General features: G+C 71.4%; 16 protein-coding genes. 8 read left to right on the forward strand and 8 right to left on the reverse strand.

Features of this window, described 5'->3' with window-relative positions:
• Positions 1–72: 72 nt before the first annotated feature.
• On the forward strand, positions 73–588 hold the full coding sequence (locus KDB89_RS04645) for a hypothetical protein (RefSeq protein ID WP_219083691.1): 516 nt from the start codon (positions 73–75) through the stop codon (positions 586–588).
• Here the strand turns inward: KDB89_RS04645 and KDB89_RS04650 are convergent.
• Both KDB89_RS04650 and KDB89_RS04655 read right to left on the reverse strand, forming a co-directional pair.
• Entirely contained in the window at positions 559–3,342 is a 2,784-nt protein-coding gene (locus KDB89_RS04650; protein WP_219083692.1) for an FAD-binding and (Fe-S)-binding domain-containing protein, read from the reverse strand. The genes KDB89_RS04645 and KDB89_RS04650 overlap by 30 nt on opposite strands.
• Positions 3,339–3,824, reverse strand: a complete 486-nt coding sequence (locus KDB89_RS04655) for a MarR family winged helix-turn-helix transcriptional regulator (protein ID WP_219083693.1) — start codon at positions 3,822–3,824, stop codon at positions 3,339–3,341. The genes KDB89_RS04650 and KDB89_RS04655 overlap by 4 nt, the downstream gene beginning before the upstream one ends.
• 132 nt (positions 3,825–3,956) lie before the next feature.
• Between KDB89_RS04655 and KDB89_RS04660 the strand changes: the two genes are divergently transcribed.
• From KDB89_RS04660 to KDB89_RS04675, 4 genes are read left to right on the forward strand one after another with little or no spacing between them, the layout of a single operon-like run.
• Positions 3,957–5,786 (forward strand): AMP-dependent synthetase/ligase, encoded by a 1,830-nt coding sequence (locus KDB89_RS04660; RefSeq protein ID WP_255556208.1) that lies wholly within the window; start codon positions 3,957–3,959, stop codon positions 5,784–5,786.
• A gap of 36 nt (positions 5,787–5,822) precedes the next feature.
• A complete protein-coding gene (locus KDB89_RS04665; protein ID WP_219083694.1) occupies positions 5,823–6,719 on the forward strand; it encodes an acyl-CoA thioesterase in 897 nt (298 codons plus the stop codon).
• A 55-nt stretch (positions 6,720–6,774) separates the two neighbouring features.
• Positions 6,775–9,366 carry a phosphoenolpyruvate--protein phosphotransferase gene (ptsP, locus tag KDB89_RS04670; protein ID WP_219083695.1) on the forward strand — a complete coding sequence of 864 codons (2,592 nt, stop codon included), beginning with the start codon at positions 6,775–6,777 and terminating at the stop codon, positions 9,364–9,366.
• Positions 9,367–9,374: 8 nt separating this feature from the next.
• Positions 9,375–11,156 (forward strand): PTS transporter subunit EIIB, encoded by a 1,782-nt coding sequence (locus KDB89_RS04675; RefSeq protein ID WP_219083696.1) that lies wholly within the window; start codon positions 9,375–9,377, stop codon positions 11,154–11,156.
• Between the two features lie 4 nt (positions 11,157–11,160).
• Here KDB89_RS04675 and KDB89_RS04680 read toward each other — a convergent pair whose 3' ends face one another.
• Positions 11,161–11,967 (reverse strand): DNA-formamidopyrimidine glycosylase family protein, encoded by an 807-nt coding sequence (locus KDB89_RS04680; RefSeq protein ID WP_219083697.1) that lies wholly within the window; start codon positions 11,965–11,967, stop codon positions 11,161–11,163.
• Complete coding sequence (locus tag KDB89_RS04685) at positions 11,960–16,525, reverse strand: DEAD/DEAH box helicase (protein ID WP_219083698.1); 4,566 nt, start codon at positions 16,523–16,525, stop codon at positions 11,960–11,962. The genes KDB89_RS04680 and KDB89_RS04685 overlap by 8 nt, the downstream gene beginning before the upstream one ends.
• A 70-nt stretch (positions 16,526–16,595) precedes the next feature.
• Here KDB89_RS04685 and gnd point away from each other — a divergent pair, with 70 nt between their 5' ends.
• The gene (gene gnd, locus KDB89_RS04690; RefSeq protein ID WP_219083699.1) at positions 16,596–18,035 is read left to right on the forward strand and encodes an NADP-dependent phosphogluconate dehydrogenase; all 1,440 of its coding nucleotides are present in this window, start codon (positions 16,596–16,598) and stop codon (positions 18,033–18,035) included.
• A 558-nt stretch (positions 18,036–18,593) separates the two neighbouring features.
• Here gnd and KDB89_RS04695 read toward each other — a convergent pair.
• From KDB89_RS04695 to pyrR, 3 genes are read right to left on the reverse strand one after another with little or no spacing between them, the layout of a single operon-like run.
• Positions 18,594–19,856, reverse strand: coding sequence for a dihydroorotase (locus KDB89_RS04695; protein WP_219083700.1), 1,263 nt, complete (start codon positions 19,854–19,856; stop codon positions 18,594–18,596).
• Between the two features lie 11 nt (positions 19,857–19,867).
• Positions 19,868–20,803 (reverse strand): aspartate carbamoyltransferase catalytic subunit, encoded by a 936-nt coding sequence (locus KDB89_RS04700; protein ID WP_219083701.1) that lies wholly within the window; start codon positions 20,801–20,803, stop codon positions 19,868–19,870.
• The gene (gene pyrR, locus KDB89_RS04705) at positions 20,800–21,330 is read right to left on the reverse strand and encodes a bifunctional pyr operon transcriptional regulator/uracil phosphoribosyltransferase PyrR (RefSeq protein ID WP_219083702.1); all 531 of its coding nucleotides are present in this window, start codon (positions 21,328–21,330) and stop codon (positions 20,800–20,802) included. Before pyrR ends, KDB89_RS04700 begins: the two co-directional genes overlap by 4 nt.
• 82 nt (positions 21,331–21,412) lie before the next feature.
• On the opposite strand from pyrR, the gene KDB89_RS04710 reads away from it, so the two are divergent.
• Positions 21,413–21,616, forward strand: a complete 204-nt coding sequence (locus KDB89_RS04710; RefSeq protein WP_219083703.1) for a hypothetical protein — start codon at positions 21,413–21,415, stop codon at positions 21,614–21,616.
• Positions 21,617–21,634: 18 nt separating this feature from the next.
• The gene (locus KDB89_RS04715) at positions 21,635–22,627 is read left to right on the forward strand and encodes an SDR family oxidoreductase (RefSeq protein ID WP_219083704.1); all 993 of its coding nucleotides are present in this window, start codon (positions 21,635–21,637) and stop codon (positions 22,625–22,627) included.
• Here the strand turns inward: KDB89_RS04715 and pepN are convergent.
• Positions 22,618–25,209, reverse strand: a complete 2,592-nt coding sequence (gene pepN / locus KDB89_RS04720) for an aminopeptidase N (protein ID WP_219083705.1) — start codon at positions 25,207–25,209, stop codon at positions 22,618–22,620. The genes KDB89_RS04715 and pepN overlap by 10 nt on opposite strands.
• Positions 25,210–25,225: the final 16 nt, after the last annotated feature.

The raw sequence follows: 25,225 nt of genomic DNA on the forward strand, positions 1-25,225 counted from the left end.
GCCACACTAGCCTTGATGACCGGGGCGCGCCCGGGACGGCGTGATCGTCGGACCCCGCTAGGCTGCCGGATCATGTCTTCCCCGGTTCCCGTGCCCCGATATCCCCTCGGCGAGGTCGCCTACCAGTTGCTCTGGGCAGGCATCGTGCTACTCCCGCTGGTGGCGGGAGGTCTGAGGGCGCTGACCATCCCCGGCGACGTCGTGTTCGCGTTGTACGCGCTGGTGGGGATCCCCGCGACGATCGCGATGCAGGCCATGGCCGCCATGCTGGCCTCCACGTATCGCCGCCGCCAGTGGCGGCACTGGCTCGGCCCCGTCGGCGCCTGGACCTCGTTCGCCTATTACGGGCTCTGGATCCTGCTGGTCCTCACGATCCCCGACGGGGACCCCGGCGACCCGATCCAGTCCGTCTTCTCCCGGGTCTTCGGGGTGCCGGCTGCCGAGGCCGCGGTGCCGGTCCTCCTGATCGCCATCGGCCTTGCCTACCTGACCCTGCTCGTCGCGATCCGGGTCGAGGGGGAGCGTGCCATCGCCCGCTGGGGCGAGGCCGGGGACGTGTCAGTGGGTCGCGAGCAGCTCGGACAGTGACATGGAGGCACGGCCTGCCAGGGAGGTCAGCTGCGTCTGGCAGGAGAACCCGTCGGCCAGCACGATGGCGTCGGGGTTGGCCTCGATGGCCGGGCCGAGGTCGTGCTCGAACACCTTCACGCTGACCTCATGGTGGCCCCGCTCGACGCCGAAGTTCCCGGCCAGGCCGCAGCAGCCACCCACCACGATGAGCTTCGCCCCGGTTGCCTGCAGGAGCTGACGGTCGACGTTCCACCCGATCACGGAGGCGTGGTGGCAGTGCGGCTGGGCGACGATCGTGTGCCCGCTCAGGTCAGGGGCGACGAAGTCCTCGTTGGTCGCCAGGAACTCCGCGAGCGTGAGTACCTTGCCGTTCAGCGCGGCCACGTTGGCATCGTCGGGCAGCAGCTCGGGAGCGTCGCTGCGCCACACGGCGGTGCAGCTCGGCTCGACGCCGACGATCGGCACGTCCTGCGCGACGTAGGGGGCCAGCACCCGGGCTGCGTTGGCGAGCTGGCGGCGGGCACCGTCGAGCTGGCCGGTCGAGATCCAGGTCAGGCCGCAGCAGGCCGTCTCGTTCAGCACCTCGGGCTCGTAGCCGAGGCCGACCAGCACCTTCACCATGGCGGCGAACGACGTCGACTCGAAGCAGTCCGAGAAGGAGTCGACCCAGATCAGCACCCGGCCCTTCGAGCCGACGGGGATCTCGCCCAGCTGCGATCTGGCGGTCCGCGACGCGAAGCGTGGGATCTGGCGCCGCCCGTCGACGCCGGCGCCGAACTTGAGGGCCGCGCCGAGCACGGGGGCCTTGCCGACGGCGTTGATGAGGGGCCCGATGCCGGGGATCGCCGTGATGAGGCGGCCCCAGCGGGGCAGCCAGCCGAGCGCGTAGTGGTTGCGTGGGCGCAGCCGGCCCTTCAGCCGCTCGTGCGTGACGCGGGCCTTGTAGGCGGCCATGTCGATGCCGGTGGGGCAGTCGCGGGCGCAGCCCTTGCAGCTGAGGCACAGGTCCAGCGCGGCGGCGACCTCGGGCGAGCGCCAGCCCTGCGAGATCAGCGACCCGTTGACCATCTCCTGCAGCGCGCGCGCCCGGCCGCGGGTCGAGTCCTTCTCGTCGCGGGTGGCCTGGAAGCTGGGGCACATCACGCCGCCGCCGGCGGTGGAGTTGGCCAGGCACTTGCCGACGCCCGAGCACTGGTGGACGGCCTCCACGAACTCGGCGTCGGTCGACGACAGCGGGGAGCGGCTGACCGCCACCATGCGCAGGTCCGCCTCGACGGGGGCAGGGTCGACGAGCACGCCGGGGTTGAGCAGGCCCTCGGGGTCGAAGATCCGCTTGACCCGGCCGAACAGCTCGATGGCCTCGGGCGTGTACATATGGGGCAGCAGGGCCGAGCGGGCGCGGCCGTCGCCGTGTTCGCCCGACATGGAACCGCCGAACCGGGCCACCAACGCGGCGGCCTCCTCGACGAAATCCTTGTAGCCCTGCGCCCCGCCGTCCGCGGTCAGGGGGAAGTCGATGCGGCAGTGGACGCACCCGTCGCCGAAGTGCCCGTAGGGGAGACCCTGCAGGCCGTGGCGCGCCAGGAGCGCATCGAACTCGCGCAGGTAGGTGCCCAGATGCTGCGGCGGCACGGCCGCGTCCTCCCACCCGCCGTAGGCCGGGCGCTCCAGCGAGACGCCGGCCAGGCCGGCTCCGTCGGCGCGGATCTTCCACAGCTCCGCGGCGCGGGCGGGGTCGTCGACGACCCAGCCCTCCGTGGCGTGCGCGTAGGCCAGCAGGCGCTCGGCCCGGTCGCGGACCTCGGCCGCATCCTCGCCGACGAGCTCGAGGAACATCCATCCGTCTCCGGCGGGCAGCACGCCGACGCTGTCTGGGCCGTTCTTGGCGATCACGACGTCGACGATGCGCCGGTCGAGGCCCTCACAGGCGGTGGGGGAGAACTGCAGGAGGCGGGAGATGTCGTCGCCCGCGTCGGGCATCGTCGGGTAGCCGAGAGCCACCATGACGCGCTCGGGAGCGTCGGCGACCAGCTGCACGGTGGCCCGGACGATCACCCCCAGCGTCCCCTCGGTGCCCGCGAAGAACCGCGGCGTGTCGAAACGGTTCTCGGGCAGCAGGTGCTCCAGGGAGTAGCCGGAGACCTGGCGGCTGAACGTGCCGAACTCGGTGCGGATGATGCCGAGGTTGGCGGCCACGAGGTTCCGCAGCTCGGGCAGGTCGTCGGTGCCCAGCGTGACCAGTTCCCCGGTGCCGGTGATGATGTCCAGGCTCACCACGTTGTCGGCCATCCGGCCGTAGCCAAGGGCGCGGGGGCCGCACGCGTTGTTGCCGATCATGCCGCCGACGGTGCAGCGCGTCGACGTCGACGGGTCGGGGCCGAGCCTGAGTCCGAAACTCCGCGCCGCGACCTGCAGCTGTTCCTGCACGACGCCTGGGTCGATGACGGCGGTGCGGCTGGTCTCGTCGATCGAGTGGATCGTGGTCAGGTGCCGGGCCACGTCGATCACCAGGCCGGGGCCGACGGCGTTGCCGGCGCAGGAGGTCCCGGCGCCGCGCGCCGTGATGGGCATCCCGACCTCGAGGGCCGCGCGGACGACCGCGACCAGCTCTTCGGTGGTCCGCGGGCGTGCCACGGCCTGCGGTGCGACGCGGTAGAGGGACGCGTCGCTCGAGTAGAGCGCCCGGGTCAGCGTGGAGGTGTCGATGATCTCCGCAAGGTCGCCGAGCCGGTCGAGCAGCAGTTCGTGGGGTGCCGTTGCCGAGAGAGTCACGGCCCTAGTCTGCCACCGTGGCCCTGCTGGTCGGTCACCGCGAGGGTGGCTTGGACGGCTCGGCCGAGGGCGGCGTAGTCGTCCGGGTCGATGGCGTCGACGAAGACGCGTCGGACGGAGTCGACGTGTGCAGGGGCCGCACGCTTGAGGAGGGCGAAGCCCTCGTCCGTGAGGTGGGCCTGCACGCCGCGGCCGTCGACCTCGCAGGTGGTGCGGGCGATCCAGCCGGCCTGTTCCATCCGCTTGACGGTGTGGGTGAGGCGCGATCTCGAGTGGCCGACGGAGGCGGCGAGCTCGCCCATCCGCACGGTGTGGTTGGGCGACTCGCTGAGACGGACGAGGAGCTCGTACTCGGCCAGGCTGAGGCCGAACGTGTCGAGCGCGTCCTCGAGGTATTCGGCGATGTGGGTCTGGGCGAGGAGGTAGTTGCGCCAGACGCGCTGCTGATCCTCGGTCAGCCACCCTGCTGCTGGTTCGGACATGCGGGGCAGTCTACCACATGGTTGAGATTTCAAGTAGACCGGGAAGGGTATCTCCTGTGTTTTGTCCCGATGCATGGCGACCTGACGCGATAGCCTGTCCCGCAAACCACCGCCCAAGGAGAAGAGTCGAAGGTGTCGATTCGAGAAGAACTGCTGGCCAAGGCCGCCGACAACGTCGGACACATGTTCCGCCGCCGCGTGGAGACCACCCCTGACCACGACGCCTTCCTCGATCCCGACCGCGCGCCGGAGGGGCCGAACACCTGGCAGCCGTACACGTGGCGCCAGTCGCAGGTCATCGTCGACCGCCTCGCCGCCGGCCTGCTCTCCCGCGGCCTGAGGTACGAGCAGCGCGTCGCCATCGCGTCCTCGACGCGGCTGGAGTGGATCTTCGTGGATCTGGCCATCGCCTGCGCGGCGGGGGCGACCACCACGATCTACCCCAACACCGCCCGCGAGGAGTTCGACTACATCCTCACCGACTCCGGCTCCGTCGTGCTCTTCGCGGAGGACAAGGGGCAGCTGGAGAAGGCGCTCGGACACGATGTGCTGGACAGCCAGCTGCACACCATCGTGCTCATCGACGCCGACGGTGTCGAGCTGAACGACCGCGTCATCTCCTATCGCCAGCTGCTCGACGCCGGCGAGGCCCATCTCGCCGAGCACCCCACGGCCGTCGACGACGCGATCGCCTCCACCTCCCGCGACACGCTGTCCACCCTCATCTACACGTCCGGCACCACCGGCACGCCCAAGGGGGTGCGGCTCAACCACATCTCCTGGGTCTACGAGGGCATCGCCACCAAGCACCTCGACGTCATCGAGCACACCGACCTGCAGTACCTCTGGCTCCCGCTGAGCCACGTCTTCGGCAAGGCCCTGATCGCCTGTCAGCTCGAGTACGGCTTCACCTCGGCCGTCGACGGCCGCATCGACCGCATCGTCGACGGCCTCGGCGAGGTCCGCCCGACCTTCATGTGCGGCGCCCCGCGGATCTTCGAGAAGGTCCGCGGCGCCGTGATGACCGGCTCCAAGGGCGTCAAGGCCCGCATCGCGCGCTGGGCGTTTGCCGTCGGCCGCGACGCCGTCCCCTACCTCTCCAAGGGCCAGGAACTGCCCGGCCGGCTCGCGCTCCAGCACCGGCTCGCCGACAGGCTGGTCTACTCGAAGCTCAAGGAGAAGCTCGGCGGCCGGATCAAGTTCATGATCTCCGGCTCCGCGAAGCTGTCCCCGCAGATCCAGGCATGGTTCTTCGGCGCCGGCATCGTGATCGTCGAGGGATACGGCTCCACCGAGACCTCCGCCATCGCGTGCTTCGATCTGCCCAACCCCACGCTCGGCACGGTCGGCCCGCCGCTGCCCGGCATCGAGTTCAAGATCGCCGACGACGGCGAGGTGCTGATCAACGGGCCCATCATCACGCCCGGCTACCACAACCTCCCGGAGCGGACGGCCGAGGTGCTGCACGACGGCTGGTACGCCACCGGCGACATCGGTCACCTCACCGACGAGGGCAAGCTCGTCATCACCGAGCGCAAGAAGGACCTCTTCAAGACGTCCGGAGGCAAGTACGTCGCGCCGCAGAAGGTCGAGGCGGCCATCACCGCCAACATCCCGTACATCTCGCAGGCGATCGCGGTGGGCGACGGACGGAAGTACTGTTCCGCGCTCGTCGTACTTGACCCGCAGCTGCTCGCGAAGTGGGCCCAGAAGCGTGGCCTGGAGGGGCTGAGCTACGCCGACCTGACGCAGCGCTCCGAGATCCATGCTTCGGTGGAGAAGCAGATGGAGAAGGCCAACGCGAAGCTCGAGCGCTGGGAGACCGTGAAGAAGTTCACGATCCTCGACCACGAGCTGACGGTCGAGAATGAGGGTGTGACGGCCAACATGAAGATCCGCCGCTCCATCGTGACGGGCAAGTACCAGGACCTCGTCGACGCAATGTACCCGCAGGAGGACTGACCTGCGGCCCCGGCGCGACGGGGCTAGGGTCGGCTCGTGACGTTCACCGCTGAGATCCCGCTGCGCTGGTCCGACCTGGACGCGCAGGGCCATGTCAACAACGCCCTGGTCGTCGACTACCTCCAGGAGGCGCGCGTCGCCTTCCTCCGGAGCGGGGTCGCGTCGCCGCTGCTCGACAGCGGCGTGGTCGTCGTCGGCCACCGGGTCGAGTACCGCAGCCCCATCGCCTACGCCGACGTGCCCGTGCGGGTCGAGCTCGGCGTGAGCGCGCTCGGAGGGGCGCGCATCGAACTCGCCTACCGGGTGCTGCAGGACGGGAGGCCGTGCGTCAACGCCCGCACCGTCCTGACCCCGTTCAACTTCGACGAGCAGCGACCCCAGCGGCTCAGTCCCGAGCATCGCGCGTTCTTCGACGCGCATCGCATCGAGGCGGAGGCGCTGCGGCCGCTGGCGTTCCCGTCGCTGGGAGGGGCGGGCACCCCGGTGCCGCTCGCGGTCCGCTGGACCGACCTCGACTCCTACGGGCACGTCAACAACGCGAAGGTGTTCGACTTCCTGCAGCAGGCCCGCGTCACGGCGACGACCGCGTGGGTGCCGGCCATGGCGCGTGCCGGGGCGCCCGGGTCCGAGCGGATGTGGCTCGTGGCCCGCCAGGACGTGAACTACCTCGTCCAGCTGCCCCACCGCATGGAGCCGTTCGAGGTCCGCGTCTCCCCTGTCGCTGTCGGCACCACCTCCCTGACGGTCGAGGCGGAGGTGACGGACCCGGCCGACGGCACCGTCTTCGCGCGCGGAGTCACGGTGCTGGTCTCCGCTGACGCCCATGGTCGTCCGACGCCGCTCGGGCCGGAACTGACGTCGGGTCTCGAACGCCACACATTGGGGCACGAAAGGGCCTCCGGCAACGGCGGGGATGCTCCCCTGAGGTCGTAACATCCTTGCCACCCGGCGGGCGCTGGTGCCCCCGGGGGCAAAGGAGAAGACGATCATGTCGCAGCCGCTGACCACGGCGACAGTCGAGCTCATGGCGCCCCTGACAGGGGTCCTCGTTCCGCTCGACCAGGTGCCCGACCCGGTGTTCGCGAAGAAGATGGTGGGTGACGGTTTCTCGATAGACCCCCTCCACGGCCTCCTCGTGGCGCCGGTCGCCGGCGAGGTCGTCGATCTGCAACCCTCGCACCACGCCATCACGATCCGCACGGCCGAGGGCCTCGAGATCCTGATGCACATCGGGCTGGACACGGTCGCGCTCGGTGGTGAGGGGTTCACGCCCAGAGTCACCGAGGGGGCCTCGGTCGCCCCAGGCGACCCGCTGATCGAATTCGACCTGGACGGCGTCGGCCGCGCTGCCAAGAGCCTGCTAACGCAGGTCGTGATCACGAACATGGAGATCGTCGAGTCCATCGCACCCAGCGCAGGGATGGTGGACGCGGGCAGCTCGGTGGCCGCCTACGTCCAGCTGAAGGCACAGGACGAGGCCGACGGTCAGCCGAAGCAGGGCGCGACGGTCACGTCGCAGGCGCTCATCATCCCGAATCCGACCGGACTGCATGCGCGGCCCACCGCGACGTTGGTGAACCTGGCCAAGCAGTACTCGTCCGACGTGCGGATCCGGCGCGGCGACGACACGGCCAACGCGAAGTCGATCGTCGCGATCATGGGCATGGCCGTCGCGCGCGGCGACAAGGTCACCGTCACGGCGCACGGGTCCGACGCGGCGGAGGCCGTCGACGCCATCGTGGCCGCGATCAGGGAAGGGCTGGGTGAGGCCGTCCCTGCCTCGGGCACGGACGACACGGTGGCGATGCCTGCCGTCCCGGCGGAGTCCGCCCCCGCTCCCGCGCCGCTCCGGGCGGCGCCCGAACCGCGGTCCGGCGACCCGGACCTGCTGCTCGGCGTGGCCGCGTCGCCCGGACTGGGGGTGGGCACAGTCGTGCAGGTGCGCCACGACGACATCGCGGTCTCCGAGACCGGGGAGGACCACCACAAGGAGCGCCGCAAGCTCAACAGCGCCATCGACCGCGCGGCCCTCGACCTGTCGGCCCTGGAGTTGAAGCTCGAACGGGACGGGTCTGCCGACAAGGCGGCGATCTTCGCCGCCCACGGCGAGATCCTGCAGGACCCCGAGCTCCTCGACATCGCGGTGAGCGCCATCGACAAGGGCAAGAGCGCGCCCTTCGCCTGGCGGGCCGCGTACAACTCCTTCGCCGACCAGCTCGCAGGCCTCGACAACGAGGTGCTCGCCGGGCGCGCCGCCGACGTGCGTGACGTCGGCCAGCGGGTGCTCGAGGAGCTGACCGGACAGCGGTCCGAGAAGGCGGAGCTGCCCGAGGCCGCGATCCTGGTAGCGGAGGAACTGACCCCGTCGGACACCGCGCAGCTGGACCGCAGCCGGGTCGTCGGCTTCGCGACGACCGGCGGCGGGGCGTCGTCGCACGTGGCGATCATCGCCCGCTCCTTCGGGATCCCCGCCGTGGCCGGCATCGAGCCGGGGGCGCTCGACATCGTCGACGGGAGCCGGGTGGTGCTCGACGGCACGGCCGGCACCCTGCGGCAGAACCTCAGCGACACCGAGATCGACGAGATCCTGGCCCGCCAGCGTCGGATGGCCGAGCGCAGGGAGCGCGAGCTGGCCGCCAAGGATCAGCCGGCCGTCACGACCGACGGCCACGCCGTGCAGGTGGTCGCCAACATCGGCGGCGCCGACGACGCGGCCCAGTCCGTCACGATGGGCGGCGAGGGCGTCGGGCTGCTGCGCTCCGAGTTCGTGTTCCTCGGCCGGACGACGGCACCGACCGAGGCGGAGCAGGCGGATGTCTACGCCGCCTGCGCGAAGGCGCTGCGGCCCGGCGACCCGCTGGTCATCCGCACGCTCGACGTCGGCGGAGACAAGCCGCTGGCCTACGTGCCGATCCCGGTGGAGGAGAACCCGTTCCTCGGCATCCGCGGGGTGCGCGTGGGCCTGGAGCAGCCGGAGCTGCTGCGCACGCAGTTGCGCGCCATCCTGGCCGCCGCCGGGGCGGGGGCGGAGCTGCACATCATGTTCCCGATGATCGCGACCATCGCCGACTGGCGCGCCGCCAAGGCCATCTACGACGAGGTCGCCGAGGACCACCCGACCTCGGCCCACGTCAGCGTCGGCATCATGATGGAGGTCCCGTCCGTGGCGGTGATGGCGGAGCAGTTCGCCGCCGAGGAGGGCTGTGACTTCTTCTCGGTCGGCACCAACGACCTGACCAGCTACACGCTCGCCATGGACCGCGGCCACCCCAAGCTGGCCTCGCAGGTCGACCCCTGCAACCCGGCCGTCCTCAAGCTGATCGGCGACGCGGCCGAGGCGCTGCACCGCCATGGCAAGTGGCTCGGCATCTGCGGGGGCGTGGCCTCCGACGTGCAGGCCGTGCCGATCCTCCTGGGGCTGGGGGTGGATGAGCTGAGCTGCTCGATCCCCGCCATCCCCGCCGTCAAGGCAGCCGTCAGGGCCGTCTCCATCGCCCACTGCAGGGAGATCGCCGCGCGCGCGGTCACCTGCGCCACCCCTGAAGATGTCCGGGCACTTGTCCCGGCCACGGAGGACTGAGGTCAGTCATGAGCACCGCACAAGACATCCTGAAGGCCGTAGGTGGGCCCGACAACATCGTGAGCCTCACGCACTGCGCGACGCGGCTGCGCTTCCAACTTGTCGACGCCTCCGCCATCAATCAGACCGAGGTCGAGTCGATCAAGGGCGTGATGGGCGCCGTCCCCCAGGCGGGGGAGCGGTACCAGATCATCATGGGCGGCGCCGTCCAGAACGCCTACAACGACATCAACGCGCTGCCGGAGATGCAGACACGGCGCGAACCCACCGACGCCGAGCTCAAGGCCGCCGCCCGCGCGGGCGGGGTCCGCGGGAGGTTCGCCTGGGTGGACTCGTTCTTCGAGTTCCTCTCCGACTCCTTCCGCCCCATCCTCGGCGCTCTGCTCGGCGCCTCACTGTTCATCACGTTCATGTCCCTGATGTCGACGCTCGGGGTGATCGGGAACTGGGCCGACCCGCGCGTGGAGCTGCCCGTGGGCTGGCAGTTCGTCAACCTGCTGTGGCAGTCGGTGTTCATCTTCCTGCCGCTGATGGTCGCCTACAACGCCAGCAAGAAGGTGGGCGCGGACCCATGGGTGGGCTTCGCGGTCATGGCGCTCGTCATGTTGCCGGGATTCTCGGCGCTCGGCACGTCCGATGCCGCGTACACCGCGACGATCGCTGGATCGGACGTGACCCTCGTCGACATCTTCGGGGTCCCGCTGACGATCTTCTCCTACAACTCGCAGGTGTTCCCGCCGCTCCTGATGGCGGGCATCCTCGGTCCGCTGTACAAGCTGCTGAAGAAGATCATCCCCGAGAACCTGCAGCTGATCTTCGTCCCGTTCCTGGCGATGCTGATCATGCTCCCGCTCACCGCCTTCCTCATCGGCCCGATCGGCGTCTTCCTCGGCGCCTGGGTCGCGGGCGGACTCGGCGCGATCAACGCGTTCAGTCCGCTGATCTTCGCCATCATCATCCCGCTCGCCTACCCGTTCATGGTGCCGCTCGGCCTGCACTGGCCGTTGAACGCGGTGATGCTGCTGAACATCCAGCAGCTCGGCTACGACTTCATTCAGGGGCCCATGGGCGTGTGGAACTTCGCCTGCTTCGGTGCGACCGCGGGAGTGCTCTACATCTCGTGGCGTGGCAAGGATGTGCAGATGCGGCAGACCGCCACCGGAGCACTGGCAGCCGGACTCCTCGGCGGCATCTCCGAGCCGTCCCTCTACGGCATCCACCTGCGGTTCAAGCGCATCTATCCGCGCATGCTGATCGGCTGTCTGGTCGGCGGCCTGATCATCGGCATCGGCGGGACCCTGACCTCGCAGGTGACCACCAACGCCTTCGTGTTCACCTCGCTGCTGACCATCCCGGCCTTCTCGAACATCGGGCTCTACGCGATCTCGGTGGTCGCGGCCTTCGTCACATCCATGGTCCTGGTGATCATCTTCGACTACCGCACGCCCGAGCAGAAGGCCGCCGCACAGCGTTCCTCGGCCGACGACGAGGCCGCGACCGCCGAGCCGCGGGTCATCGTCGTCGGAGATGTGGAGTCCAACCAGTCGAAGCAGTGGGTGGCTGCGCTCGGTGGGGAGGCGAACATCGTCGCGCTGGAGCCCGTCGCGGAGACGCGCGTGCGGGTCGAGGTCAACGACTCGAGCGCCGTCGACGTCGAGGCTCTGCGCCGGGCCGGGGTCCAGGGCGTTGTCGAGGCGTCGCCGGGCGTCTGGCACCTCATCGCCGGCCTGGAGGCGGCCCAGTACGCCGAGGGGATGCGGCGCCGGGTCGCCTCCGTCCAACCCGCCTGAGTGCTCAGGACGGCTGGCAGGTGGGGCACCACCAGACGATGCGTTCCTGACCTGCGGCGCTGTCCGCGATGCTCGACCCGCCCCCGAGCGTCGCGGACACGATCGTGGTGCCGCAGCGCAGGCAGGGGCGGTGGTTGCGGCCGAACACGAAGGTTGTGTGGCCGCGCCGGTGGTCGCCGGTGAACGTCCTGACGGGGGACTCGAGGTTGCCGCGCATCAGCTTCGCTGACAGGTCGATCATCGCCTCGGCGGGCGCGTCGCGGACCGGGCGCGCGGGGTGGACCCCGCTCAGGAAGCACACCTCGGCGCGGTACTCGTTGCCGATGCCCGCGAGGTTGCGCTGGTCGAGCAGGGCCTCGCCGATGCTCCGGTCGGGGTCGGCGAGCACGCGGCGGACGGCCTCGTCGCGCCCCGCGGGCCAGTCGTCGGCGAGCAGGTCCGGGCCGAGCCAGCCGAGCCGCCGGTCGAGCTGGGCCGACGGCCACAGTTCGACGATCCCCAGGTCGTGCCCGACCAGCTCCACGTCGCCCGTCACCCGCACGACGACGCGTGCGGTGTGGGCGGGCAGCGACCAGCGCCGGCCGACGGGGTGGATCCGCCAGGTGCCCTCCATCCTCAGGTGCGTGTGCAGCATCAGCCCTGAGCAGTCCCACAGCAGGTGCTTGCCGCGCGGGAAGACCCTGTCGATGGTGCGGCCGGTGAGCGACGAGGTGGCCAGCTGGGGGACGCGGAATTGGCTGTAGGTGATCTCGCGGCCCTCGAGCGGTTGGAGCCGGTGGGCGAGACGCCAGACGGAGTCGCCCTCAGGCACGGTCCGCCTCGATCGCGATGCCCTTCGGCGTGATCCGCGCACCGGCCTCCAGCATCGACTGCTCGAGGCCGCTGGCCCCGATGCGGACGCCGTCGACCTCCTCGATCCGGACCCGGAGCATGCGGCCGGCGCCCACCGCGGAGCGCAGGGCGGCCACGACGAGCCGGGCGTGATCCTCGCGCTCCGGCCCCTGCGCGAAGATCGTCAGGACGCGGCCGCCGCGCGTCAGATGCGCCAGGCAGAGCCCGTCGGCGATGACCACGAGCGCTCCCGCGGCCCGCGCGGGGTGCGCCACGGGATGCTCGGGCCAGTGGAGCACGGAACCGTACGGGTTGGCCGGATCGAGCGCGGCGAGCACCACGGGGACCGGGTGCGTCGCGCCCGACGGCCAGGCATCGACGTCCGGCGCGTCCGTGTGCCGACGGAGCTCCTCGATGATGTCGGGGGTGGAGAACTGCGCGCCCCCGAGGCCCTCGATGAGGTAGCCGCGCAGCACCTTGCCGGCCGCCTCGAGCTGGGCGAGCAGCCGGTAGGCGGCCGCGAAGCCGCCGGGGGTGCCGTCGGCGGTGACGCCTCCGCGGGTGATGACGCCGAAGCGTTCGAGCCAGGAGGAGGCCAGCGCGAGGGCCCGGTCGGCAGCGGACACCTCGGGGTCGGCCACGCGGTGCCAGCGGCCGGTCGCGGCGGGCGGGGTGTCGGCGGTGGGTGCGCCGACGGGTCGCCCGAGCCGCGGGATGCGGGCCCGTCGCCGCGGGGAGGGCCGGGCGGCCTTGTGCGCGCCGCGGGAGGCGCCCCCGACGCGGGCCCGGACGGGGGCCATCGACGACGGCGCGACCGCGCCCTGCTCGGCGGCGCGCCACAGCGCGTCGAGCCGGGCCGCGGAGGCCTCGCCGGGCAGCCCGGCGGCGAAGGCCTGCCACGTCCCCTCGCCGGCGGCGACGGCGGATGCGACGGCGGCGGACTCCTCATCCGCCTCGTCCAGCGGGGGCAGCAGGTCGAGGTCGTCCACGGGGACCAGGGCGATCAGCGGGTCGTTCGGTCCGGCCGAGCCGCGCACGCGGATCGCGACCTCGCCCTCGGCCAGCAGTGCGTCGAGGTGTTCGGGCCGGTAGCCGGCCAGGCGCCCGGGCAGGACGTGCGTCTCCCAGGCGGAGGCTGGCAGGGCGGCACCGGCCAGCCGTTGCAGCGCGAGCAGCACCTCGTCGGGGCCCGACGGCGGCGGGTCCGCCAGCTGGTGCGAGGCCAGCAGGAAACGGGCGTAGCCGGAGCCCGAGACGGGCTGCAGCTCGGCGCGGGCGCGGGCCAACGAGCGGCTGCGGATGCGGCGGAGCACCTCCGGGTCGACGTACTCCGCCTCGGGCGCGCCGGGGGTGAAGCGGCCCGCGACCAGCCGGCGGCCGGCGGCCTCGCGGTCCAGCACCAGCTGCGCGGTGGCCGGTCCCAGCCCGAACTCGGCGGCGACCAGGGCCGCGGTGAACGGCCCGTGCACGCGGGCGAAGCGGGCCACCAGCTGCGTCAGCGGGTCGCGGCCACCGGGATCGGGCTGCGCCGCGAACCCGGCCGGGACGGGGATGCCCAGCGCGTCGCGCAGCAGCCCGAGGTCGGGGGCCGCGACGAGCCGGTCGGCGCCGGCCACGGGCAGGACGGCGACCCGCCTCGCCAGAGATTCGATGGCTGTCGAAATATCCAGGTCACCGGCCACATGGCGGGGCAGGTCCGCGAGGCGGATCGGGCCGAGCAGGCGCGTGAGGTCGGCCAGCTCCTCGGGGTTCCGGGCGAGACGGCCGGGTGCCGTGTGCTGCAGCTCGGCCACCACCTCGGCGACCACATCCGCGTCGAGCACCTCGCGAAGGTCGAGCGTGCCGAGGGCCGCGGCCAGGAGCTGCGGGTCCATCGACAGCAGGGCTGCGCGCTTCTCCGCCAGCGGCACGTCGCCGTCGTAGATGAAGGCGCCGGGGTACCGGAACAGGATGCTGGCGGCGAAGGGGCTGGGCGCCTCGGTGACCACCTCGATCAGCCGGACCGACCCGGCGCGGAGCTGGCGCGCGAGCTCGACCAGCCCCGGCACGTCGTAGACGTCCTGCGTCACCTCGCGGACCGTCTCCAGCACGATCGGGAACCGGGGGTGGTGTCGCGCGACCTCGAGCAGCTGCGCGGCGCGCTGCCGCTGCTGCCACAGCGGCGCCCGCCGGCCGGGGTTGGGCCGCGGCAGCAGGAGGGCGCGGGCCGCGCACTCCCGGAACCGGCCGGCGAACAGCGCGGTGCCGCCGACCTGCTCCGTGACGATGCGCTCGACCTCGGCGGGGTCTGGGACCAGGAGAGAGCCGAGCCGCTCGACGACATCGGAGTCCGGCAGCCTCAGGACGACGCCGTCGTCCGCGGCCAGCGGGGTGACGTCGACGCCGGTCTCGCGGGAGAGCGCATCCGCCATGATCAGCGACCAGGCGCCGAGCAGCCGCCTGCCGAGCGGCGAGTGTACGACGACGCGCCAGTCGCCGAGCTCATCGCGGAACCTCTCGATCACGACCGTGCGGTCGTCGGGGACCGTGCCGGTGGCGTCCCGCTGCTCCGCGAGGTAGGAGGCCAGGTTCGCCGACGTGTTGGCGTCGACGAAGTCGCGGTCCAGCCGGCCGGCATCGCGGGTGGCCTCGCGCTGCAGCTCGCCGATGTGGCGGCCGAGCTCGGCCGGCCTACCGTCGTCCTCGCCCCGCCAGAACGGGAGACGGCCCGTGTTGCCCGGCGCCGGCGTCACCAGCACGCGGTCGCGGGTGATCTCCTCGATCCGCCAGGAGGACGCGCCCAGCGCGAACACGTCGCCCACCCGAGACTCGTGCACCATCTCCTCGTCCAGCTCGCCGACGCGCCGGGGGCCCTGCTCCTCGCCGGCCAGGAAGACGCCGAACAGGCCCCGGTCCGGGATGGTGCCCCCGGAGGTGGCGGCCAGCCGCAGCGCCCCGGGGCGTGGGTACAGGCGGCCGTCCAGCAGGGTCAGCCGGGCCCGCAGGCTCGCGAAGTCGGCCGACGGGTAGGCGCCGGTGAGCAGTTCGACGACCGCGTCGAGCAGCGACGCGTCGAGGGCGGCGTAGGGGAGCGAGCGGCGGACGGAGGCGAGCCACTCGACGACGTCGAGCCCGGCGTCGCCGGCCGCCGCGGCGGCGGCCACGGTCTGCTGGGCCAGCACGTCCAACGGCGCGCGGGGGACCTTCAACTCCTCGATCCGGCCGTCCAGCATGCGCTCGGTCGTGACGACGGCGGCGGCCAGGTCGCCCCGGAACAGCGGGTAGACGTCGCCCACGGACACCGCGCCGACCACGTGCCCGGCGCGGCCGACGCGCTGCAGCGCGCTGGCCACCGACGGCGCGGCCCCGATCTGGATGACGCGGTCCACCGCGCCCATGTCGATGCCCAGCTCCAGCGAGCTGGTCGCCACCACGCAGCGGAGCTCTCCCGACTTGAGCGCCCCCTCGATCTCGGCGCGCTGCTCCTTGCTCACCGACCCGTGGTGCGCCCGCGCGATGACCAGCGGCGCTCCGCGCACGTGGTCGGCCGAGGCCATCACCTGCGCCGGCGGCCGGGCGGGCCAGTCCGGCAGCGTTTCCGGGTCGTGGCGCTCGGCCCAGATCTCGTTGAGCCTGCCCGTCAGCCGCTCGGCGGTCCGCCGGCCGTTGGTGAACACCAGCGTGGAGCGGCCCCGCAGGATCGACTCGTAGACGGCCTCCTCGACGTGCGGCCACACCGAGTTCCCGGCGGGCGCGCCGACGGTGACCGTGTCGGTGCCCGGTCCGGCGAGCAGCGGGTCCGTCGGGGCTCCGGGGGCCGGGCCGGGGTTCGCCAGGTCGGCGACGGGCAGCCGGACCGAGACGTCCCACAGCTTCCGCGTCGCCGGGGCGACGATCTCGACGGCCCGGTCGCCGCCGAGGAAGGCCGCGACCCGCTCGATCGGGCGCACGGTCGCGGACAGTGCCACGCGCTGCACGTCGCGCCCGACCAGGGCGTCGAGGCGCTCGAGGCTGAGCGCGAGGTGCGTGCCGCGCTTGGTGCCGGCCACGGCGTGGATCTCGTCGACGATGACCGTCTCCACGTCCGTGAGGGTCTCCCGCGCCGAGCTGGTCAGCATCAGGTACAGCGACTCGGGCGTCGTGATCAGCACGTCCGGGGGCCGCCTGCTCAGCGCAGCACGCTCCCGGGGCGTCGTGTCCCCGGACCGGACGCCGACCGTGATGTCGGGCTCGGGCAGCCCCAGGCGGGCCGCCGCGAGGCGGATGCCCGTCAGCGGCGCGCGGAGGTTGCGCTCCACGTCGACGCCGAGCGCCTTGAGCGGCGAGACGTACAGCACGCGCACACCGCGTCGGCCGTCGTCGCGACCGGTGGCGAGTCGGTCCAGCGCCCACAGGAAGGCCGCCAGCGTCTTGCCCGACCCCGTCGGTGCCACCACCAGCGCGTGCCGGCCCGCGGAGATGGCGTCCCAGGCGTCGACCTGCACGGCCGTCGGCCCGTGGAAGACACCCGCGAACCACTCGCGCGTCGGGGCGGTGAAGCGCGCCAGCGGGTCGGTCATGGCGCCCAGTCTGCCAGCGCACAGGGATAGGGTGGCGATGCACACCTGACGTCCCATGGAGGAAGCACGAATGTCGACTGACCAGCTCGCGAACATCGGTGTGATCGGGATGGCGGTGATGGGCTCGAACCTGGCCCGGAACCTCGCGCATCACGGTCACCGCGTCGCCGTGTTCAACCGCACGACCGCACGCACCGACGAGATGATCGCCGCCCACGGATCCGAGGGCGACTTCCGCCCCGCCGCCGAGCTGGCCCAGTTTGTCGCGTCGCTCGAGCGGCCGCGTCGCATCATCATCATGGTCAAGGCCGGCGGCCCCACCGACGCCACCATCGACGCGCTCATCCCCCTGCTGGAGCCCGGCGACATCGTCGTCGACGGCGGCAACGCGTTCTTCGAGGACACCCGCCGCCGCGAGCAGAAGCTCCGCGGGGCCGGGCTGCACTTCGTCGGCGCCGGCATCTCCGGCGGCGAGGTCGGGGCGCTCGAGGGCCCCTCGATCATGCCCGGCGGCTCCGCGGAGTCCTACGAGGCCCTCGGCCCGATCCTGGAGTCGATCTCCGCCCAGGTCGACGGGGAGCCCTGCTGCACCTACATCGGCACCGACGGCGCGGGCCACTTCGTCAAGATGGTGCACAACGGCATCGAGTACGCCGACATGCAGTTCATCGGCGAGGCCTACGAGCTCCTGAAGGGGCTCGGGCTGAGTCACACAGAGATGGCCGACGTGTTCGCCACCTGGAACACCGGCGACCTCGACTCCTACCTGATCGAGATCACCTCCGAGGTGCTCCGCAAGGTCGACGCAGCCACCGGGAGGCCGCTGGTCGAGGTCATCGTCGACGCGGCGGGCATGAAGGGCACCGGTACCTGGACCGTGCAGTCGGCCCTCAACCTGGGCACGCCCGTCAGCGCGATCGCGGAGGCCGTCTTCGCCCGCGCGATCTCCAGCTCGCCCGACCTGCGGGCCGCCTCACAGGCCGCGCTGGCCGGCCCGTCGGGGGCCATCGCCGTCGACGACCGCGCCGCCTTCATCGACCAGATCCGCCAGGCGCTGTGGGCCAGCAAGGTGGTCGCCTACGCGCAGGGCCTCGACGAGATCCGGATGGGCGCGGCCGAGTACGGCTGGGACATCAACGTCGGCGAGGTCGCGAAGATCTGGCGCGGCGGCTGCATCATCCGGGCCAAGCTGCTGGAGCGCATCCGCTCCGAGTACGCTGCCGGGTCGCTGACGACGCTGCTCGAGGCCCCGTCGGTCGCGAAGGAGCTCGCCAACTCGCAGGACGCGTGGCGCGCGGTCGTCGCGGCGGCCGTCACCGCCGGCGTCCCGGTGCCGGGCTTCAGCTCGGCGCTGGCGCACTACGACCAGGCCCGCGCCCCGCGCCTCAACGCCGCCCTGACCCAGGGCCTGCGCGACTACTTCGGCGCTCACACCTACCGTCGCGTCGACAAGGAGGGCACGTTCCACACGAACTGGTCCACCGACGGCGCCGAGGTGCAGGAGGACTGAGCCGGGTCCCTGAGCCGGCCTTCGGTTCCCTGAGCTTGTCTCCCTCGGTTCCCTGAGCCTGTCGAAGGGCGCCGAGCGGAGCGAGGCGGTGAACCCTGGGCGGGTGAGTGACCTCGGGGTCGGGTGTGTCCCTTCGCTTCGCTCAGGGCGTCTCGACAGGCTCAACGACCCGGGTCCCTGAGCTTGTCTCCGTCGGTTCCCTGAGCTTGTCGAAGGGCGCCGAGCGGAGCGAGGCGGTGACCCCTGGGCGGGTGAGTGACCTCGGGGTCGGGTGTGTCCCTTCGCTTCGCTCAGGGCGTTTCGACGGGCTCAACGACCCGGGTCCCTGAGCTTGTCGAAGGGCGCCGAGCGGAGCGAGGCGGTGACCCCTGGTCCGGCGAGTGACCTCGTGGTCGGGTGTGTCCCTTCGCTTCGCTCAGGGCGTTTCGACAAGCTCAACGAACCGGGTCCCTGAGCTTGTCGAAGGGCTCAACGACCCGGGTCCCTGAGGTTGTCTCCTTCGGTTCCCTGAGCTTGTCGAAGGGCGCCGAGCGGAGCGAGGCGGAGGATCGGGGAAGATCAGCGCGAGTACGTGCGGCGGCCGTTCCAGAAGGTGGCCTCGACGGGGTCGGGGAGGGTGCGGCCGTCGTACGGGTTGTTGCGGCTCAGCGACACGGACTGCGTCTTGTCCACCACCGCGGTACGGGCCGGGTCGATGAGCACGATGTTGGCGGGCTCGCCGACGGCCAGCGGGCGACCCTGCGTCGTCAGGCTGGCGATGCGGGCCGGGGTGTGGCTCATGCGCTCGGCGACGCCGGCCCAGTCGAGGCGGCCGGGGCGGACCATCGTCTCGATCACCACGGACAGCGCCTGCTCCAGGCCGATCATGCCGGGGCGGGCGTCGACGAAGGCGTGGTCCTTGTCCTGGGCCGCGTGCGGGGCGTGGTCGGTGGCGACGGCGTCGATGGTCCCGTCGGCCAGCGCGGCGCGGACGGCCTCGATGTGCTCGTCCGTGCGCAGCGGCGGGTTGACCTTGAAGGTGGTGTCGTAGCCGACGAGCTCGCCCGTGCCGAGCAGCAGGTGGTGCGGGGTGACCTCGGCCGTGACGCGGATGCCGCGGGCCTTGGCCCAGCGGATGACGTCGACGCCCTCCGCGGTGCTGACGTGGCAGACGTGGAGCCTGGAGCCGGTGGCCTCCGCCAGCTGGACGTCGCGGGCGATGATGGCCGACTCGGCGACGGGAGGCCAGCCGCCGAGCCCGAGCCGGCCCGAGATCTCGCCCTCGTGGCAGCAGGCGCCGGGGCCGGCGAGGTTGGATTCCTGCGAGTGCTGCGCGATGACGCCGTCGAACGGCTTCACCCATTCCAGGGCGCGGCGCATCAGTTGGGCGTTCATCAGGCAGTGGCCGTCGTCGGAGAACATCGTGACGCGGGCGCGTGACCGGTTCATCAGGCCGAGTTCGGCCAGCTCCGCGCCGTTCAGGCCCTTCGAGATGGCTCCGATGACGACGACCTCGGCCAGCGCGGCCTGCCAGCCGAGATCGAGGATGTGCTCGGCCTTCTCCGCGGTGTCGGTTACCGGGTTGGTGTTCGCCATGGCGCAGACGGCGGTGAAGCCGCCGCGGGCGGCGGCGCGGGAGCCGGTCAGGACCGTCTCGGTGTCCTCGCGGCCGGGCTCGCGCAGGTGCGTGTGGACGTCGACGAGGCCGGGCAGCGCGACCAGCCCGTCGCAGTCGACGACCTCGGCCCCGGAGCCCGCGTCGTCGACGAAGATGCCGTCGGAGATCGCGAGGTCGGTGCGGGTGCCGTCGGGGAGCGTGACGCCGTGGAGGAGGGTGCTCATGGTGTGGCCTTTCAGTGGGTGGAGCTGTCGCCGGCGAGGACGTGGTACAGCACGCTCATGCGCACGGCGACGCCGGAGCTGACCTGGTCGAGGACGATCGAGCGGGGGGAGTCGGCGGCCAGCGAGGAGATCTCCAGGCCGCGGTTCATCGGGCCGGGGTGCATGACGCACGCGCCGTCCCTCAGGCGGGCGAGCCGGCGGGGGGTGAGCCCGTACGCGTCGACGTACTCGCGCTCCGACGGGAAGAAACCACCGGACATCCGCTCGCGCTGCACGCGCAGCATCATCGCGACGTCGATGTCGTCGAGCACGTCGTCGAACACCGCGGTCGAGTCCGCATCCCACGCCTCGGCGCCGGGCGGCATCAGGGTCGGGGGAGCGACCAGCACAACGGAGGCGCCGAGCTTGTTCAGCAGCAGGACGTTGGAGCGCACCACGCGGGAGTGCAGGAGGTCGCCGACGATCGCGACCCGCTTGCCCTCGAGGTCGCCGAGGTCGTTGCGGGCGAGGTGGCGGCGCATGGCGTGCGCGTCGAGCAGCGCCTGGGTGGGGTGCTCGTGCATGCCGTCGCCGGCGTTGATCATGGAGGCGCGGACCCAGCCGGCCGCCTGGGCGACCGAGCCGGAGCCGGCGTGGCGCATCACGATGGCGTCGACGCCCATCGCGTCCAGCGTCATGAGGGTGTCGCGCATGGACTCGCCCTTGCTGACGCTCGAGCCCTTGGCCGACACGTTGACGGCGTCGGCGGAGAGCCACTTGGCGGCGAGCTCGAACGAGGAGCGGGTGCGGGTGGAGTCCTCGAAGAACAGATTCACGACGGTGCGGCCGCGCAGCGCGGGCAGCTTCTTCACCTGCCGGTTCTGCACGTCGTGCATCTCCTCGGCGGTGGTCAGGATCGAGTCGATCTCCGCGCGGCTGAGGTCGGCGATGCTGAGGAGGTGCTTCACGAGGCGCTCCGTTCGATGGTGACGAGGTCCTCGCCGTCGCTCTCGGCGAGCCGGACGCGGACGCGCTCGTCGCGGGAGGTGGGCAGCACCTTGCCGACGATGTCGGCCTGGATGGGCAGCTCGCGGTGGCCGCGGTCGATCAGGGTGACGAGCTGGATCGATCGGGGTCGGCCGAGGTCGGCCAGCGCGTGCAGGGCCGCCTGGATGGTCCGGCCGGAGAACAGGACGTCGTCGACGAGCACGACGACCTTGTCGTCGATGGGGCCGGGCAGGATCGTCCGGCCCACGGTGCGCGTCGGGTTGGCGCGCAGGTCGTCGCGGTACATCGTGATGTCGAGCTGCCCGACGGGGAGGGTGTGGCCCTGCGCCTCGGCAACGGCGGAGAGGCGGGTCGCCAGCGGCGCCCCGCGGGTGAGAATCCCCAGCAGCACGACGTCGGTCGCCCCGCGGTTCCTCTCGAGGATCTCGTGTGTCATGCGGGTCAGCGCCCAGGCCATGTCATCAGCGGTCAGAATCGTACGATCCATCGCGTCCCTCTCTTGGGTCCGCAGGGCAATCTACCGCAGTGACGGGGCCCGGCGGCGCCCCAGGTCGGGTAGGGTGCCGCGCATGAGCATGCTGCCCCTCGAGGTCTTCCCCGGCTGGCCCACGCCCGAGCCCACGTCCAGCCTCTTCATGGTGCTGCTGACGATCGTCGGGCCGCTGGCCTTCGGCGCGGTGCTGGCTCTGCTGGCGTTCGCCCCCAAGCTGCGCCGGGAGGCGAGCGGCACGTCCACCAGCACCGAGGTCGCCACCACCCGCGACGACGCCTGACCGGGCTAGCGTTGCCCCATGGCAACCAACAAGCTCCTGTTCATCGGCGGCACCGGAATCATCTCGTCGAAATCGGTGCGCCTGGCGCACGAGCGCGGGCATGACGTCACGGTCCTGAACCGCGGGATCTCCCGCATCCGGCCCCTGCCCGAAGGAGTGCGGTCGCTGGTCGCCGACATCCGCGATCCGCGCTCGGTGCGCGACGCGATCGGCTCGGAGGAGTTCGACGCGGTCGCGGAGTTCGCGGCGTTCACGCCCGAGCACGTGGCGGGCGACCTCGACCTGTTCGAGGGCCGCGCCGGCCAGTACGTCTTCATCAGCTCGGCCTCGGCGTACCAGAAGCCCCCGGCCAGCCTGCCGATCACCGAGTCGACGCCCCTGGTCAACCCCTTCTGGCGGTACTCACGCGACAAGATCGCCTGCGAGGACCTGCTGGTGGCCGCGCACCGCGACCGCGGTCTGCCCGTCACGATCGTGCGTCCCTCGCACACCTACGACGAGGCGGCGCTTCCGACGCTCGGTGGCTGGACCGATGTGGCGAGGATGAGGGCGGGCAGGCCGGTCGTGGTGCACGGCGACGGCACCAGCCTGTGGACGCTGACGCACTCCCGGGACTTCGCGGTGGCCTTTGTGGGGTTGCTCGCCAACCCGCTGGCGCTCGGCGAGGCCTACACGATCACCGGCGACCATCACCCGACATGGAACCAGATCTACGAGTGGATCGGCCGGGCCGCGGGGGTCGAGGCCGAGCTGGTGCACGTCGCCAGCGAGACCATCGGGCGGGTCCTGCCGGAGCACCTCGACGGGCTCGTGGGGGACAAGGCCCACAGCGTCGTCTTCGACAACTCCAAGGTCAAGGCGCTGGTGCCGGAGTTCAGCACCACCGTGCCCTACTGGGAGGGCGCCGCCCAGACCATTGCCTGGTACGACGCCCATCCCGAGAAGCAGGTCGTCGACGTCGCGCTGGACGCGGCCTTCGACGCCCTCGTTGCCCACGCCCGCTACGCCTGACGGCTCCGTTCCTGGGCCTGCAGCGCGCGCCGCGCCTCGTCGAGGCGCTCCGTCACCGCGCGGTGCACCTGCTCCGACGGGGAGTTGGAGTCGAGCCACTCGGCGATCGTCGTCACCAGCGAGTCCGTGACGAGCGGCTGCGGGAACAGCCACCGCAGGGCCGTGCCGATCGCCGCATAGCCGCGGTCCGCCCAGGCCCCCTCGCGGCGCGAGATGCGGCCGAGCAGGTCCAGGTAGGCGGCGGGGTAGGGCTCGAGGATCTCGTCCTGCCCGTAGCGCCAGAAGCCCATGCAGATGGCCCGGTAGGTCTCGTTGGGCAGCTCGTCGTCGCCCGTCACCAGGCCCCAGGCCTGTGCCTTGGATGCGTCGTCCTTCAACGCGGCGCCCGCGCCGGCGGCCTCCTCGGCGCCGGCCGAGGTGTTGTCGAGCTCCAGCTCGGCCGCGATCTCGTCGTGGCCGATCGCGCCCAGCTTGGCGAGCGCCGACGTGATGGCCCAGCGCATCGCGGTGTCGATCACCAGGCCCTCGGGGACCTCCTCGCCGACGAGCCAGCCCTGCAGCAGCGCGGTGCCGCTCTCGCCCCGGGCGGCTCCGATCAGCGCCTTGGCGACGAGCACCTGCTTGTCGGAGCCCGGTTCGGCGTGCTTGAGGAGCCCGGCGAGGCCCTTGACGAGGGTCCCGTTGACGGCGGAGCGCAGTTCGGGCGCGGTGAACGCGGTGGCCGCGGTGGCGGCCTGGCCGAGCAGCGTCGAGACGGCGGCCATGTCGTCCTCGCTCGGCAGCCCGGCCAGCACCAGCGTCACGAACTCCTGCGAGGGCAGGTCCGCGTCGCGGGTCGCCTCCCAGAACGACGTCCAGGCGACGGCGCGCGCGAGCGGGTCCGTCAGACCGCCGAAATGCGCGGCCAGCGTCGCCCGGCTGTGGCGGTCCAGGTGGACCCGGGCGTACGTGAGGTCGCCGTCGTTCAGCAGCACGACGTCGCCCTTGTCCTTGCCCACCAGGGCGTCGATCGGCGTCCGCTCTGTGGCGTTGACGTCGACCTCGAGGTACTCGCGACGGGTCAGGGTTCCGTCGGCGCGCAGGTCGTAGATCCCGATGCCGAGGCGGTGTGTGCGCAGCGTCGGCCAGTCCTCGTGGGCCGTCTGCACGACCTCGAAGCGGGAGAACCTGTCCTCGTCGTCAACGGAGAAGTGGGCGCTCAGCGTGTTGACGCCGGCCCTCTCGAGCCACTGGCTGGAGAACCAGGACAGGTCGCGGCCGGAGGCCGACGCGAGCTCCACGAGCAGGTCCTCGAGCTCGGTGTTGTGCCACTCGTGCTTGCGGAAGTACGCTCCGACGCCCTTGAGGAAGTCCTCGAGGCCCACGAACGAGACCAGCAGCTTCAGGACGGAGGCGCCCTTGGCGTAGGTGATGCCGTCGAAGTTCTGCTCCACCTTCTCCAGGTCGCTCATGTCCGCGGCGATCGGGTGCGTCGTGGAGAGCTGGTCCTGCAGGTAGGCCCAGGCCTTGCGCTCGTTGCTGAACGACGCCCACGGGTTCGCGCCGGTGTCGTATTTCTTCGCGATCTCGTCGCCCGCGAAGTGCGAGGCCCATTCGGCGAAGGACTCGTTGAGCCACAGGTCGTCCCACCAGCGCATCGTCACGAGGTCGCCGAACCACATGTGCGCCAGCTCATGGAGGATCGTGTTGTCGCGGGCGTCCAGTTCGCGGGCGGTGACGCGGGAGCGGAAGAGGTACTCGTCGCGGAAGGTCACGCAGCCTGCGTTCTCCATGGCGCCGGCGTTGAACTCCGGCACGAAGATCTGGTCGTACGTCTTGAACGGGTAAGCCACGCCGAACGCGTGCTCGAACACCTCGAAGCCGCGTTGAGTGGTGGTCAGGATGCGGTCGTCGTCCAGGAACTGCGTCAGCGACCGGCGGCACGCGACCGAGGCCGGCACCTCGCCCTTGACCGAGTGGATCGTGCCGCGCACGACGTGGAACTCGCCGGCGACAAGGGCCGTGATGTAGCTGGAGATGCGCGGCGTGACGGCGTGCTTCCATTTCCCGAAGCCGTCCCCGATGTCGGTGGGCTGCACGCCGGTTGCGTTGCTGAAGACCACCCAGTCGATCGGGGCGAGCACGTTCAGCTGGAACGTCGCCTTCTGGTCGGGCTGCTCCGCTACGGCATACATGCGACGCGAGTCGGCGGTCTCGAACTGCGTGTAGAGGTAGACGCGCTGGTCGGCGGGGTCGACGAACCGGTGCAGGCCCTCGCCGGTGTGCGAGTAGCGGCACACCGCGACGACGTCGATGGTGTGCTCGCCGCGCTCGAGCCGGGGCAGGGGAAGCCGGTAGCCGTCGTAATCGGAGACGTCGAACTCGTCGCCGTCGAGCGTCGCGCTGCGGATTTCGTCGGCGATGATGTCGAGGTGCGTGTCGCCGCCGGTGGAATTGAGGTTCACCGAGGTGGAGGAGAGGAACTGCCGGTCCGGCTCCGCCACATTGCGTCCCGTCAGGTCGACGGTGACCCGGTAGGACTCGGTAGCAATGACTTCGGAACGCTGCTGCGCCTCGTCCCGGGTGATGTTGGCCGTCGCCATGGCGAAGATCTTCTCC

It is taken from the genome of Tessaracoccus palaemonis (assembly GCF_019316905.1).
Taxonomy (GTDB): domain Bacteria; phylum Actinomycetota; class Actinomycetes; order Propionibacteriales; family Propionibacteriaceae; genus Arachnia; species Arachnia palaemonis.